Annotated in this window: 14 protein-coding genes; 8 read left to right on the plus strand and 6 right to left on the minus strand. The window is 64.1% G+C overall.

Translation table 11 applies throughout. From position 1 onward, the window contains the following. Positions 1–98: 98 nt before the first annotated feature. Positions 99–2,636 carry an EAL domain-containing protein gene (locus LB520_RS25620; protein WP_224639828.1) on the minus strand — a complete coding sequence of 846 codons (2,538 nt, stop codon included), beginning with the start codon at positions 2,634–2,636 and terminating at the stop codon, positions 99–101. A 421-nt stretch (positions 2,637–3,057) separates the two neighbouring features. Here LB520_RS25620 and LB520_RS25625 point away from each other — a divergent pair, with 421 nt between their 5' ends. The 4 genes from LB520_RS25625 to LB520_RS25640 all read left to right on the plus strand — a co-directional run bounded on the left by LB520_RS25625 (position 3,058) and on the right by LB520_RS25640 (position 5,755). Further along, complete coding sequence (locus LB520_RS25625; RefSeq protein WP_224639805.1) at positions 3,058–3,279, plus strand: DUF680 domain-containing protein; 222 nt, start codon at positions 3,058–3,060, stop codon at positions 3,277–3,279. A 349-nt stretch (positions 3,280–3,628) separates the two neighbouring features. Then, positions 3,629–4,600: an MBL fold metallo-hydrolase gene (locus LB520_RS25630; protein ID WP_224639806.1), complete on the plus strand. Its 972-nt coding sequence runs from the start codon at positions 3,629–3,631 to the stop codon at positions 4,598–4,600. A gap of 36 nt (positions 4,601–4,636) precedes the next feature. Then, positions 4,637–5,098 (plus strand): tetratricopeptide repeat protein, encoded by a 462-nt coding sequence (locus LB520_RS25635; RefSeq protein WP_224525091.1) that lies wholly within the window; start codon positions 4,637–4,639, stop codon positions 5,096–5,098. Between the two features lie 174 nt (positions 5,099–5,272). Next, positions 5,273–5,755 carry a DoxX family protein gene (locus LB520_RS25640; protein WP_224639807.1) on the plus strand — a complete coding sequence of 161 codons (483 nt, stop codon included), beginning with the start codon at positions 5,273–5,275 and terminating at the stop codon, positions 5,753–5,755. A 31-nt stretch (positions 5,756–5,786) separates the two neighbouring features. Here the strand turns inward: LB520_RS25640 and LB520_RS25645 are convergent, their stop codons facing one another. From LB520_RS25645 to LB520_RS25655, 3 genes are all read right to left on the minus strand, one after another. Beyond that, the gene (locus LB520_RS25645) at positions 5,787–6,569 is read right to left on the minus strand and encodes a glucose 1-dehydrogenase (protein WP_224639808.1); all 783 of its coding nucleotides are present in this window, start codon (positions 6,567–6,569) and stop codon (positions 5,787–5,789) included. Between the two features lie 576 nt (positions 6,570–7,145). After that, complete coding sequence (locus LB520_RS25650) at positions 7,146–8,174, minus strand: isopenicillin N synthase family dioxygenase (RefSeq protein WP_224639809.1); 1,029 nt, start codon at positions 8,172–8,174, stop codon at positions 7,146–7,148. 186 nt (positions 8,175–8,360) lie between these two features. After that, positions 8,361–9,131, minus strand: a complete 771-nt coding sequence (locus LB520_RS25655) for a pyrroline-5-carboxylate reductase (RefSeq protein ID WP_224639810.1) — start codon at positions 9,129–9,131, stop codon at positions 8,361–8,363. Between the two features lie 162 nt (positions 9,132–9,293). Between LB520_RS25655 and LB520_RS25660 the strand changes: the two genes are divergently transcribed. Together LB520_RS25660 and LB520_RS25665 are read left to right on the plus strand one after the other, a co-directional pair. Further along, entirely contained in the window at positions 9,294–9,668 is a 375-nt protein-coding gene (locus tag LB520_RS25660; RefSeq protein ID WP_224639811.1) for a hypothetical protein, read from the plus strand. A gap of 66 nt (positions 9,669–9,734) precedes the next feature. Then, positions 9,735–10,586, plus strand: coding sequence for a hypothetical protein (locus LB520_RS25665; RefSeq protein ID WP_224639812.1), 852 nt, complete (start codon positions 9,735–9,737; stop codon positions 10,584–10,586). 27 nt (positions 10,587–10,613) lie between these two features. On the opposite strand, the gene LB520_RS25670 is transcribed toward LB520_RS25665, so the two are convergent. Next, positions 10,614–10,904, minus strand: coding sequence for a muconolactone Delta-isomerase family protein (locus LB520_RS25670; RefSeq protein WP_095766977.1), 291 nt, complete (start codon positions 10,902–10,904; stop codon positions 10,614–10,616). Between the two features lie 113 nt (positions 10,905–11,017). Between LB520_RS25670 and LB520_RS25675 the strand changes: the two genes are divergently transcribed. Continuing rightward, positions 11,018–11,908 carry a LysR family transcriptional regulator gene (locus LB520_RS25675; protein ID WP_224639813.1) on the plus strand — a complete coding sequence of 297 codons (891 nt, stop codon included), beginning with the start codon at positions 11,018–11,020 and terminating at the stop codon, positions 11,906–11,908. Between the two features lie 90 nt (positions 11,909–11,998). On the opposite strand, the gene LB520_RS25680 is transcribed toward LB520_RS25675, so the two are convergent. Then, a complete protein-coding gene (locus tag LB520_RS25680; protein ID WP_095766979.1) occupies positions 11,999–12,610 on the minus strand; it encodes a TIGR00730 family Rossman fold protein in 612 nt (203 codons plus the stop codon). A gap of 120 nt (positions 12,611–12,730) precedes the next feature. Here LB520_RS25680 and LB520_RS25685 point away from each other — a divergent pair, with 120 nt between their 5' ends. Continuing rightward, entirely contained in the window at positions 12,731–14,254 is a 1,524-nt protein-coding gene (locus LB520_RS25685) for a LysM peptidoglycan-binding domain-containing protein (RefSeq protein ID WP_224639814.1), read from the plus strand. Positions 14,255–14,550 lie beyond the last annotated feature (296 nt).

Here is a 14,550-nt window from a genome sequence, read left to right on the forward strand (position 1 = left end):
GACTAGAGCTGCTGTCACTCTCGACAAGGCTGTCCTATCGTTGCTGGACAACCCGCGCGGCCGGCGGCGGTGCTGTCAACGGCGGCTCGCATCGTCCGCTATGCCGTGGCCAGCCATTTGCGCGATATGGCGAAGGTCCTGAAGGATTTTGCGTCCATCGGGCGCCCGAATGCGTAGCCTTGCAGGATGTCGCAGCCGAGGTCCTTCAGGATGCGCGCATGTTCCATCGTCTCGACGCCTTCCGCCACGACGCCAATGCCGAGCGATTTGCCGATCTCGATGATTGACGACACCAGCCGCCGCTGCGCCGCCGAGCCGGTTATCGGCGTGACGAGCTGCCGGTCGATCTTGAGACGGCTCGGTTGCAGTTTGAGCAGGCTGACGACGGATGCATGGCCCGTGCCGAAATCGTCGATCTCGATGTCGATCCCGAGTTCCTTGATGTGCTCGATGTTCCAGGCGACAAGCTCGTCATTTTCGTCCAGGAAAATCGATTCCACGAGCTCGAATGAGACGGTTCCCTCCTTGATCGGCAGCTTGCGCAGGCCGTTGATCAGGTCTTTGTCCTCCAGCCTTCGTGCCGAGACGTTGACGGAAAAGCGCGGGATGTTGAGACCGTCGCGCGACCAGCGCTGGAAATTCTGCAGCGTTTGTTCGAGGATCGTGCGGTCGATCAGCGAGACCACATTCAATTCCTCGGCCACTTTGAGGAAGATGTCGGGGGCGAGGATGCCGCGTCTTGGATGGCGCCAGCGAGCCAGCGCCTCGACGCCGACGATCTCGAGTGTCTTCGCATCGAACTGTGGTTGGTAATAAGCGATGAATTCGTTGCGCTCCAGCCCGCCCAGGATCTCGTCCGCGGTCTGCTTGGTCCTGACGATCTCGCTCTGCAGCTCTTCGTTGAAGAACTCATAACGATTGCGACCGCGGCTCTTGGCTCGATAGAGCGCGAGATCGGCGTTGACCAGCAGCTGCTTTGCATCGACGCCGCTAAGCGCGGCAATCCCGATGCTGACTCCGAACCGGCATTGGTGGCCTTTATAGTCGACGGGCTGGCGCATTTCTTCGATGATACGGTCCGCTAGCGCGGCGAGTTCATTGTCATCGCGCCCCTGGCACACCACAACGAACTCGTCTCCGCCGATGCGCGCCACGAAGTCGCCTACCCGGACGTTGGCTTTGATGACCTTCGAGGCATGCATGAGCATGGCGTCGCCTGCCGCATGGCCGAGCGTGTCGTTGATGTGCTTGAAGCGGTCGAGGTCGAGATGCAGCAGCGCTGTGCGATCCTCGGGCGAATTGGCCAGCATCTCGTCGAGGTAACGGCGATTGGGCAGGCCTGTTAATGAATCGTGCAGCGCAACATGCTCGATGCGCGCCTTGGCGGTCTTGAGTTCGGCATTCTTCGATTCCGACAATTGCCGTTCACGCACCAGATTCTCGTTGAGCAGAACGTCGCTGGTCACGTCCCATTCGGCCCCGACCATCTTCGGCGTGCCGTCGCTGTCCTGGAAGTAGCTTGCACGCGCGCGCACATGGCGGACGGTGCCGTCTGGGCGAAGCAGTCGATACTGCGACGAGTAGGGACCTTTTGCAGCCACGGCAAGGTCGAACTCGCGCTGTGCCCGCGCGATATCCTCGGGGTGGATCGCCAGTGCCCAGTCATCATAGCCGCGCGGTTTCCCGTCGGCGGGCTTGCTGTAGATCTCATTGACGCGATCGTCCCACAGCAGCTCGTCGGTGATGAGGTCTTGCTCCCACACGCCGATGCCCGAAGCCTCCAGAGCCAGTTCCAGCCTCCCGGACAGGCGCCTCAATTCGGCATAGTTTTTCTGCCTTTCGCCGAACAGCCGTCCGGCCACCAGGATGGGCAGCACCACCAGCACAGCGGCGAGCGCCATGAGCGCCTGCAAGACCCGCTCGTTCTTCGGCACGGTCGGCCAACCGCCCTTTGGGATTGCCGATATCTGCCAGGAACCGAACGGCAGCTGCACTTCTGCCGTCACCGGATTGTTCTTGACGATGTCGGCGCCACCAAAGAAGCGCTGGCCGCCACCGCCAAGCGCATCCTTTCCGGTAAGCGCCACATCTATGTCGAGACCGGGGTCGGTGAGGCCGCTTGCGGCGTAGAGCCGATCGATGTCGATAGCCGCCGAGACAAGGCCCCAGAAGCGATCGCCGCCCCCCGCTGTCGGCACGAAGACAGGGATCCGGCCGATGAAGGCGCGCCCGCCCTGCCTGAGGTCGACGGGACCGGCTAGCACCGATATGCGCTGGTCGCGCGCCCTAAGCGCCGCCAAGCGTTGCGCCTCGTTCTTGCGGTAGTCGAGGCCGATCGCCTTCTCGTTGCCTTCCATCGGATACATCAGCGAAATGACGAGATCGGGCGCGCCGCCAATGTTGCGCAACTGCGATTTCTGCTTGAAGAGATTGGCAGCGAGGGAGGCAAATCTCTGCTGCCCCATATAGGGCTCGGTGACGATGGCCGAGACGAGGCCCTGAACCAGCTGGAGATTGCCGTTGATGTTTCCTTCCAGCTTGGCGCGGATGATGTTGACCTTGTAGAGGACGTCGGCGCGCGTGAGTTGATCGGAAACCGTTTTGTTCTGCTGGTCGACGAAGATCGCGCAGATCATGAGCACGACGAAGGCAATCGCCGCCGGCACGTTGGCGGAAGAGAAAACGGCCTGCCTGATACGACCGATGGTGAAATTTGTCGCGGTCAATTCAACCCGAATAGCTTTCCTGGGCGACGCTCCGTCGATCGGAGGACGATGCGCCATCGATCGGAGTTAAAGGAAAGTGCTTAAATTAGAACTTCCATGCCCGCCTCAAGTTGCGCCATTCGCGGCCTGGAGGCTTGCCTTGAGCCAACAAACTCAAGCCATGATTAACGCCGGCTAACCGGGCCGTTCATCGCGCAAAAATCGTGATCTTCCGTTGCCTCCAAAAAATTCTTTCCGCCCCCGGGGAATAAAGCCCGGGCCTTCCGGGTCTTGGCTGTAGCGAGGCCATCCTCCCTAGGCACGCATCAACCAACCCGGAAGGAATACGCACATGAACAGAACCGCCTTTGCCGCAGTCGCCATCCTGGTTGTCACCGGCAGCGCCTTTGCCGGCAGCGACCACTTCTCCTGGACGAATGGCGGCCAGCAGGCTGCCGTCGTCGACACCACCACCACCGCTTCCATCGCGAGGCCCGAAATGGCCCGCCACGCCATGAAGCCGGCGGCCAGGATTGCTGCGGAAGAGCCCGGCCAGGGCATTTGGGGTCATTAAGCCGGCAGGACCGAAGGTCCTCGCCCAGGAGTCAGAACCGCAGGTTCTGATCCCAGGCGGGACCGAAAGGTCCTCGCCTAGGAGGCGGCCCGAAGGTCCTGACACCAGTGTGAGGAAGGCACGCCTCGCCGGGTCGGAAGCCAGAAGTCCTGATCTCCTCGGCGCCGGTCTTCAGTCGGACCGGTCGGCGCCGGTTTCCGCAGTCTCGGCGGAGGGCAGCACCGGCCCTCCGCAATTCCCTGCATGTCGCCCAAAAGTGCGCAGCGGTTTTGGGACAACGACATGCGGCAAACCAATGGACTACCGCCTGAAACGTGAAACAACCCGCAGCCATTAGAGGAGATTTCCGATGTTCAATATGACGCGTCGCATGGTGCTGGGATCCGCCGCCGCCGCTGCCGCCTTCGGCATTGCCGGCAAGCTGGAATTCGCGCCCGCGGCTCACGCCGAAACTCCGGTCGAGCCGCTGGTCGGCTTCTACAAATATAAGGTCGGCTCGCTCGAAGTCACCGCGGTCTATGACGGCATCTGGCGCAAGCCGCACGACCCGGCCTTCATCAAGGACGTGTCGGTCGATGACACCAAGGCGGCACTCGCCAAGGCGGGGCTGACCACGGAGTTCATGCCGATCCCGCTCACCGTCGTGGTGCTCCAGATGAACGGCCGCACCATCATGATGGACGCCGGCTCCGGCGTCGGCCAATGGCAAGCCAACGCCACGCATCTGCCGGCCAACATGAAAGCGGCCGGCATCGACTACAAGGCGATCGACACCATCATGATCTCGCATTTCCATCCGGACCATGTCTGGGGCCTGATGGAAAAGGGCACCAACGATCCGGTGTTCCCGAATGCCGAGCTGATCGTCAACGCCACTGAGTATAATTGGTGGACCGATCCGGACCGTCTGGCCAAGCTGCCCGCGGGCCGCAAGCCCGCGGGCAAGCGCATCGCCGAGAACTTCCCGAAATGGAAGAACTGGAAGCTGGTCGACGACGGCGCGGAAGTGGTGCCCGGCATCCGCATCATGGCGGCGCCCGGCCACACGCCTGGCCATTCCGTCTACCATGTCGATGGCGGCTCCGAGCAGTTCCTCGTTTCGGCCGACACCATGTACGTGCCGGCGCTGCTCGCCCCGCATCCCGAATGGCAGGGCGCCTACGACCAGGACGGGCCGATGGCGATCGCCACGCGCCACAAGATTATCGACCAGGTGATCGCCGACAATATCCGCATCTGCGGCTCGCACTTCCCGTTCCCCGGCACAGGCAGCTTCGTCAAGGACGGCAATGCCTACGCCTTCACCCCAACCCAGATCTGATTTGAATCGGATCCTGAACAGAAAGCGACAGCTACAATGAAACACGCACTTTTCGCGGTGCTCGGTGCCATTGCGGTCTTGACCGCGGCCCCGATCGCCATCGCCGTTCCGGCCTATGCCGTGGACGACATCGAAGGCGCCGACGCGCCGGACCTGACGGCGGTGAAAGCCAAGATCGAGGCCAAGGACTATCAAAGCGCGCTGGCCGACCTGCGCGACCTCGCGCAGGACACGCAGCAGGCCGACGTCTACAACCTGCTCGGCTTCACGCTGCGCAAGACCGGCGACTACCAGACCTCGCTCACCTACTACACCAAGGCGCTGGAGCTTCAGCCCGACCACAAAGCCGCGCATGAATATCTGGGCGAGCTCTATGTCGAGACCGGCGACATGGCCAAGGCCAGCGAGCAACTCGCCTCGCTGCAAAAGCTCTGTCCGGCCGGCTGCGAGGAGCTTGCCGATCTCAAGCAGGCGATCGCCACCAAGGTGACGAAATAGGCGGCTCGCAAGAGCTCGCCACCTTTTGGGCGCCACGGCGGTAGCGCCCGAAAACCGGAGCCGGCGTTCCTCTCCCTCGCGCCGGCTCCGATCTTTCAATCTCAAGCGCACCTGCATGGACGCGGGCGACCGCCCATTTTCCAAACTGCCTGTTTCCAACGACTGGAGCCGACTATGACACCGATCAGACTTGCCGAAAAACTTCACGCCAGCGACGTCGTCCTGCTTGCCGGCCGGCTGCTGCTGTCGCTGATCTTCGTGCATGAAGGCCTGCAGCTGGCGACCCATTTCGAGGGCGCTGAGAAGGCGATGGCCGCGCTCGGCGTCGGCACGCCGCTGCTTTTCGCCACCATCGCGTTGCAGCTCGGCGCCGGCCTGTCGGTGGCGCTCGGCATCCTGGCGCGGTTGGGCGCGATCGGGCTCGGCCTGTTCTGCCTGATGACGGCCGGCCTCTTCCACACCAACTTCGCCAGCCAGAACGAATTGCTGCATTTCGAGAAGGACCTCGCCATTGCCGGCGGCATGTTCATCCTGGCGCTCGCCGGTTCGGGCAGGCTGTCGATGGACAGGGTGCTGACTGGGTTCGCGAAGGACACCAAGATCGATCCGCCCGTCGAGCAGCATCCGTCGGTGGGGGAGACGAGCTTGCCGGTTTGAGACGCGGGTCCGCGTGAGGTGAGGGCGGCCTCTACAACACGCTCGTGATCCCGCCATCCACCAGCAGCGTCTGTCCCGTCACGAAGCTTGCCGCATCCGACGCCAGGAACACCGCCGCGCCCGCCAACTCTTCGACATCGCCCCAGCGCCGCATCGGGGTGCGGCCGGCGAGCCAGGTGGAGAATTTCTCGTCGGCGACCAATGCTGCGTTGAGCTCGGTCTTGAAATAGCCGGGCGCGATGGCGTTGACGCGCACGCCATGCTGGCCCCATTCGCCGGCCATCGACTTGGTCAGCATGGTGATGGCGCCCTTGCTCGCCGCGTAAGGCGCGATCGAGGGCCGGGCGAGCGCGCTCTGCACCGACGACACGTTGATGATCACGCCCTTGCCGCGCGCAATCATCCCTTTGACCGTCGCCCGGCTCACCTTGAACACGCCGTCGAGATTGGTCGCCATCAGCGCATCCCAGTCGGCATCGGAAAAGGTCTCCAGAGGCGCGCGGCGCTGGATGCCGGCATTGTTGACCAGGATGTCGATCGGCGCGGTGCCGGCTTCGCTCGCCGCGATTGCCGCGTCGACCGACTGCGTGTCGGTCACGTCGATCAATGACTCCGCTACCGTGTAGCCCTCGGCGCGCAAACGGTCGCCGGCGACCTTCAACTCGTCGGCCTTGCGGCCGCCGATGGTGACGCGTGCGCCCGCGGCAGCCAACGCCTCCGCGAAAGCGAGCCCCAGCCCGCGGCTGGCGCCGGTGACGAAGGCATGCCGGCCTTCAAGGCCGAAGAGACGGCCGAGATAATCAGTCGAACGCAATTTGCACCTTCATCGATTGCGATTTGTCGCTGGCCAGCTCGACCTTGCGGGCCTCGGCGAGCGGCAAAGTGTTGCTGAGCAGGGGTGCCGGAATTCTTCCTCGCACAGCTAGCAGCAAAGCCCGGCTCCGTTCAACCGATTCATCTGATAAATCGGATTAACAAGCGGGCGATGCCGCCCTGGCAACTAGTCGGTGCGGTCGATCCCGCACGTGTAACACTCGGCGGCAGACTCGAACGGGCCGGGTGGGCAACCAGACCTCATCGGTGACGGATGACATAACCAACAGTCTCGGCCGCGAGATACTCGGCGGGCTGTTTCCGTCCGGCGCGACGCTGCTTGGCGAGGAAGAGATCTGCGCCCCGCTTCGGCGCCAGCCGAAGGGCCGCGCGCGAAGCGGTGAAGATCCTGTCGGCCAATGGCCTGCTGCTCACCCGCCCCCGGCGCGGGTCGCGCATCCGCCCGCTGAAGGACTGGAATTTCCTCGACCCTTCGGTGCTGGGCTGGTTGCGCGCCAGTGCCACCCCGCGCCATTCATCGTCGAGCTTCTGCCGCGCTCTCGGCAGGCATTGGCATTCAGGCGGCGGCCGGCCGCCTTGGCTTGCGCAAAGTCTTGACGCCGGCCATCTCGACGAAATTGGTCGCCGACTCCCACAGATAATCGCCATAGCGGAACGGCGCGAAGTCGCTGGCGCCTTTGATCGGCAGCGGCGCGATCTCGGCGTCGACGCGCGGCTCGTAGAAGAAGGGAATGGAGTAACGCGCCGTCTTCGGCGCGATCACCCGGTGGCGCGTCGCCTGCACCACGCCGCCCGTCCAGCGTTCCAGCAGCTGGCCGAAATTCACCACCAGCGAGCCGTCGGCGGGCGGCACGTCGATCCATTCGCCGGCATGGCTCCTGGCCTGCAGGCCTTCGACCCCGTCCTGCGCTAAAAGTGTCACGAAGCCGGAATCGGCATGCTCACGGCCGATGACCAGCCGCCGCTCGCCCTTGTGCATGACCCAATATTCAGACTTCGACAGGTCGACCGCGCCGTCCTCGCTGCGCAGCGGATAGCGGATCAGCCTGAGCGTCGAGATGCCGCCCCGGAAATGGCCGTCGAAAATACCGTCCTCAAGCCCGAGGCTGCGCGCGATCGAGCCCATCAGCGCCGCGCCGACCTTCTCCATCGAGCGGTAGTAATGCGCGGCGGTCGCCTTCCATCCTGGAGCATCGGCCTCGGCGGGAAGCGGCGTGCGCTCGAGCAGCGGATCGTCGGGCGCGAACCCGGCGTCGGCATGGGCGATGTCCGGCCCCATGTCGATGCCTTCCTTGTAGGACACCGCGGTCGGCTGCAGCGGGAACCAGCCGCGATAATAGTTCGATTTCGACGGGTCGAAATTCCAGCGCAGCAGCTTCCGCTTTTCCGCATCGGGCAAATCGAAGATCTTCAGGAGCTCGCCGCGCCGCTCGCGCGTCAGAAGCTCCGCGCCCGGAAAGCCGCGCGCGGTCATGAAGCCGATGCCGGAGGCAGCAGTGAAGATCTGGCGGTCGGCCTCGTCGCGTGCGGGCGAAGTCGGGCCGAACAGCGGCGCGATGTCGATGGCGGGGATAGTGTCACTCATCTCATGATCCTAGCGGTTCTTGGGAGCCGTGTGCCGCAATCGTGGAGAAGCGCATGCGCGATGACAAGCCGCGGCAGAGTTGGCGTTGTTCGAGCGGTCGGGCTTGGCGACCGGCTCAGCGCGCCGAGGCCGTCGCCGCGGACGCTGCCGGCTGAGTGATCGGCAATCGCCGCTTGGGTCCTCCGGCTACTTCCCCGCAATGCGCCGATGCACCCGCTCCAGGCTTTCCGCCAAGGCATCGAATGTTCCCCGCTCGGTCAGCTCGCGCAGCACCTGCTCGTTGATGCCGCCGCGCGTCGCATAGTCCTGCGCAAGATGCATGAAATCTTCGTCCGGCGCCGTATCCGGCGCATTGGCCAGCGCCTTGAAGATGCTGGTGATGTAGTCGCGTGCCCTGTCGCCCGAAACACCCTGGCTGCGCACCCAGGCGTGGATCGTGTCGAGATATTTGAAATAGCTGGCATAGGTCGCGGTGACGACGCTCAGCGCATCGAACTCGCTTTGGTCCTCGACCTCGATCGCCCCGCCCAGCCTGCCGAAGAACGCCGCCGCCATCGGGTTCGGTGGGCAGATGATCGTCGCGCCCTGCAGCCTGGCGATCATCGGCATGGGCAGGGCTTTCGTCACCTGTGCCGCTGGCGCGACAAGCGCGGCGATCTCCTCGCGCGACACGGTGGCGATCAGGCTGACGACGTGATGGTCCGGACGGAACCGCAGTTCCTTCAGCACCTCGCGCGCGATCTGCGGCCGCACCGCCAACATCACAGTGTCGCAATCGTCGAGCACGGCCTGGTTGTCGGTAGCGATGCGCACGTCCGGATAACGCGCGGCAAGCTCGGCGGCGATCGCCTCGTTGCGCGGCGAGACCACCACCGGCGTCGTCTCCCCCGGCAGCGATTTCAGCCCCGCGACAATGGCCGAGCTCAACGCGCCCGTGCCGACAAAGCCAAGTTTCATGGAAGTTTTCGCCTCTGTTTTCGGATCGCCGCCGACAATAGCGACGGTTCCGTTGCCGGCAAGGGGAGGCCCGGTCCGACCGCGCTGGCAAGGATTCCAACTGTTACGCGCAATTAAGGCCAGACTGATAGATTCCGGGGCATTCGATCGGGGAGTGCGGCCATGAGCCAGCGCGCGTTCATCACTCTGCTCATCCTGATGGCGGTGCTTGTGGCAATGTCGGCCACATCGTTCCTGGGCGCCATGATCGGCTTCCTGTTCGGCATTGCCATTGCCTTCTTCGTTGCCGGGCCGGTGATGCTGATCGGCAAGGTGCTCGAGGAAAACGGCATTGCGATATCCGGCCAGACAGCCCTTTGGGTGCTCGCCGGCTTCTATGCGCTGCTCATTCTCGCCGCGGCATTCCAGATCTGGCGCCGGTTTCAGCGCCACGAGCCGGACCAAGCGCGATCCGCGGGGATGCGGCTGGCGCTGCTCGTCGCGCTTCCCGCGATGGCGTGGCTGTCGGTGAACGCGATGCAGGACGCTTGGCCGTGAGGCATCTAGGCTGGGTCGCAACAAACTGGCAGGGTGGCTCGATCAACGCGATTTGGGGGCAATCGCATGACTTTGCTTCAATTTCCGGTCACCGGCGAACAGGTCTCGAACGATGAGACGGAAGAGGTCATCCGCGAGGCCGAACCGCATCGCGCGCTGGTACGCTACCGCCCCGATGGCGGCGAGCTCTTCATCCATACGCGGGTGAACATGGCGCTGCTGCGGGCCGCCGCCTCGCTGCCGATCCTGCGCCTGAAGCTCACGCCACGCGCAGACGAGTTGACGGCGCGAGACGCTCTGCTGACGCCCGAGGGATCGCAGCGAAACTACGCTTTCCTCGAAAAGCTTTGCCAGGATCTGGCTGCCGCAAACTGCCCAGCCTGTTATATCGCCGAACAGCATGGCGAGGGCGGCCGCGATTTCTATTTTACGACCGAAGACATTGCCGGTTTCGAACGGATAGCTGGCAAGACCGCTGAGGCGCTGGCCTTTCCGCTCACGCTGGAACAGCATTCGCTTGCCGCGCTGGCGCCGCTCATCCTTCCCGCCGAGGCGATAGGCGACCTCCGGCTGGAAATCGCCGCGGATGCCCGCATCCGGCCGACACGCTTCGAGTTCTGGGGCGCCGAGCCTTCTCTGGCGAAGCTGCGCGCCGAACTTGAAAAGCGCGGCTACCGCTTCTTGAGTCTGGAGATAGTCTCGCGTGAGCTAAGGATGGCGAAGGACGTGCCGATCGACGGCGAGGGTTTCGGCTCCGTGCTGAAGGAAATCGTTCCGCTGGCAAGGTCGCTGCAATGCAGCTATCGCGGTACCGAGACCGTCGAAGGCCACGAACAGTTCCTGCTCACCCGCCCTCTGCCCGAGCGCTACAGCGGCGCGCGCCCGGGGCTTTTCAGTCGTCTTTTCGGTCGCGGTTAGGCTGCAAGGTGGGCCGCCGCAGCTGCTTCACCGCTTCGGTCCAAAGCCCGGATAAGGGTTGAGCGGCACGATCGCCGCGATGTCCATCATGCCTGCCTCGATCAGCGGCAGCGTGGCAAGGTGGCCGCGCACCTCCTTTTCGTCTGCCGCCTCGAACATCATGCCGCTGCCGGGAACGTCGCCGCGGTTCCAGATCTGGCGCACGGCGCCTTGAACGTAGAGCGTCTTGCGCTGCTCGGACTCGGGCGGCAGCAGCGGCGCGAAGTCGGCGTCGCCGAACTTCTGGGTGTTGCGGGTGAGCAGGGCAAAGAACTGCATGCAATCTCCTTGGTGGCCGGTTGATGCTGGAAGATATCGCGCCCGCTGGTCAGACTGTCCAAGACTGATTAGGCTAAAATTAAGACCTTTGAGGACTTGAGTTGGGGGCAAAAATGCTCGACCTGCGCCAGATCAGATATTTCGTCGCCGTGGCCGAGGCCGGCAATGTCGGCCGTGCCGCCGAGCAGTTGCACATCTCGCAATCGCCCTTGAGCCGGCAGATCATCCAACTCGAGGAACAGCTCGGTGTCGCCTTGTTCGAGCGGGCGAGGCAGCGTGTCCACCTGAATGCCGAAGGCAGGGCCTTTCTTGCCGAAGCCCGAGCGCTGCTTGCCAATGCTGCGCGGCTGGAAGAGCTCGGCCGCAACCTTGCCAGCGGCGCCACAGGCAGCTTGGCCATCGGCTATGTCGAAGGCGCGGTGCATGCGGGGCTGATCGCGGACATGCTGCGGGATTTCCGCCGCGCGCGGCCGGATTTTCATCTGCAGTTGCGCAGCCGGAGGACGGCTGCGCAATTCGAAGATCTGAGGCAGCGCGTCCTCGACTTCGGTTTCGTCTATGCGCCGGCGCCGCAACGCGATCCGGATATCGAGAGCATATTGGTGCGGCGCGAGCCGTTGGTGCTGGCAATGCCGGAAGGCGATCCGCTCGCCGCTGTCGCCGACATCGCGCCCGGCCATCTCAACGGCCGCGTTTGGATCACAGTCGTGCGCCAGCCCGGCGACACCAACCGCGCGCAGTTCCTGGCGGCCTGCGCCGAATCCGGTTTCATGCCCGACATCGCCTATGAGACCGCCGATCCCTTGACCTCGCTTGGCCTTGTCAGCGCCGGGATGGGCCTGGCGACGGTACAGGAAAGCCTGCGCTCCACCGCGCCGCCCGGCATCGTCTTCCGGGACTTGTTCTGGTTCAAGCGCAGCGTTGAGATCCACCTTGCCTGGCGGCGCAATGATTGGAGGGCGGCGATTGCCGATTTGAGGAAGGCAGTAGTCAGTAGGCAGTAGGCAGTAGGCAGTAGGCAGTAGGCAGTAGGCAGTAGGCAGTAGGCAGTAGGGGTCGTCTTTCCCTATTGCCTACTGCCCAATCCCTATTGCCTACATTTTGTCGATCACCGACTGCACCCCTTCCGTCGGCGCGTCGACCGACGAGCCGGCCACCATGATGGCGGCGACGATCGCTTCCGGGTCGTCAACCACCAGTGGCTTCACCTTATGCGCGGTGTGGATGAAGCCTTCCTCGGACATATGCTCGATCAGTGTCAGCATCGGGTCCCAGAAACCTTTGACGTTGGCGAAGACGATCGGCTTGCGGTGGTGGCCGAGCTGCGCCCAGGTCATGATCTCGACGATTTCCTCAACCGTGCCGATGCCGCCTGGCAGCGCCACAAAGGCGTCGGATTTTTCGAACATGCTGTGCTTGCGCTCGTGCATGTTGTCGGTGATCAAGAGTTCGTCGAGCTTGTCGAGCGCGGTCTCGGTCGCCTCCTTGTTGATCAGGAAGCGCGGGATGATGCCGGTGACCTTGCCGCCGGCCTTGAGCGCGCCGTCGGCGACAGCGCCCATGATGCCCTTGGTGCCGCCGCCATAGATGAGGCGCAACCCGGATTTGGCAAGCGAGCGGCCAAGTGTGTGGCCGGCCTTGATATAGGCCTCGTCGCGGCCCGGAGACGAGCCGCAATAGACGCAGACGGATCGAATCGTGTTCATGGCGATGATTGGTGATGGGGACGGTCGGCCGGGTCAAGCCCGCGGACGGGCTTTTTCTTGTCGGACTCGGGAAAACACGCTAGACCGGGCGTTAGGTGGCTAAGGGGGCAATACGGAATTATGGCGATCAATCCTTCTAAGGCGTTTTTGTTCGCGGCGGGCGGCGTTGTCGCCGTCGCGGCGGTCGCCTACGGCTCGGGCGCGCTCGATCCTTACATCAACGACCAGAAGCCGGCGCAGGTCGCGACGCTGCCGCAGACCGAAGCGAAACCGGCTGAATCCTCGAGCACCGGCACAGAGGCGCGCGTGCCCCAGGCTCCGGCAAACACAATGGCTCCGGCGAACACGATGGCGCCAGCCAACACCATGGCGCCCGCCAATAAGATGGCGCCGGCCAACAACGCCATGGCGCCGGCCGCCCAGGCGCCCGCCGCCGGCCCGACATTGCCGACCTTCGATGTCGTGCGGGTCGAGGGCAATGGCTCGATCGTCGTCGCCGGCAGCGCCGCGCCCAACGCCAAGGTCGAGATCTTGAATGGGGGCACGGTGCTCGGCTCGACCGAGTCCGGACCCGACGGCGCCTTCGCCATCGTGCTCGACGATCCGCTGAAGCCCGGCGACTATACGATCACGCTGCGCCAGACGGTTGGCGGCATTGCCGTTGCCTCGGCCCAGACCGCCGTCGTGTCGGTGCCGCAGAGCCCGACCGGCCAGGTGCTGGCCATGGTCGAGGAGCCAGGCAAGGCCTCGCAACTGATCACCGTTCCTGAGACTGAGAGCAAGCCGGCGGCGCCGGCGGCGACCGATCAGGCAGCGGCGCCTGCGACCCAAGCTCCGGCAACGACCGCGCCGGCGGCATCGGACACGGCCTCGGCGCCGGCCGCGACCGCGCCGGCCGCCACAGACCAGGCGACCGCGCCGGCTGCGGCCGCCGCGGCGGAACCCAAGATCGCGGTCGAAGCAGTCGAAATCGACGGCAGCAAGATCTTCGTTGCCGGCACGGCCGATCCCGGCCGCAAGGTGCGCGCCTATGCCGACGCCATCCTGCTCGGCGACGCCAAGACTTCGGCCGACGGGCATTTCCTGATCGAAGCGACGCGCGACATTCCGGTCGGCAGCTACACTATCCATGTCGACGGCCTGGACAATGACGGCGTCAAGGTCGTCGCCCGCGCTGCCGTCCCGTTCGAGCGCGAGGCCGGCGCCTCGGTCGCCGCCGTCGCCCCAAGCAAGACAAAGCCAGCCGAGGCCAAGCCGGCCGAGACCAAGACCGCCGAAACCACGACCGACACAGCAACGGCCGAAGCGGCCAAGCCGGCCCCGGCCGCCGGGGGCGCTGCCAAGGTTGCCGAGGCGACGCCCTCGACCGACGTGCCCGAAACGGTCGCGCCAAAGCTCGAACATGCCGACAGCTCCGTCATCATCCGCCGCAACGACACGCTCTGGCGCATCTCGCGCCGCGTCTACGGCCATGGCACGCGCTTCTCGACGATCTATCTGGCCAACAAGGACCAGATCCGCGATCCCGATCGCATCTGGCCAGGCCAGGTGTTCAAGGTGCCCTCGACTTCGAAGGAAGGCGAGGCCGCCGACATGAAGGCCATGGGCGAGCAGATGACAGCCGCGCCGGCGAAGACGGAGTAGGGCACTTCGTCATTCTAGGGCGGAGCAAGGAGCAAAGCGACGCGCGCAGACCCTAGAATCCATGCCGTGACATAAAGGCGATGCCACGGTGCAGACCTGTCTTTTTCAGGCATCCTACGGAGTTCCATTCTCGATCGCGGCATCTCGCGCGCGCGTCCCGGCATGGATTCTAGGGTCTACGCGACGCTTCGCGTCGCTACGCCCTAGAATGACGAACGAGAGGGCTGCGATCTCCTTCAACAAATCTACCCATGCGCCTAGCTTGCCCTCTCACCGTTCATCGTCTATCGCCGATG

It is taken from the genome of Mesorhizobium sp. CA12 (assembly GCF_020165255.1).
Taxonomy (GTDB): Bacteria; Pseudomonadota; Alphaproteobacteria; order Rhizobiales; family Rhizobiaceae; genus Mesorhizobium.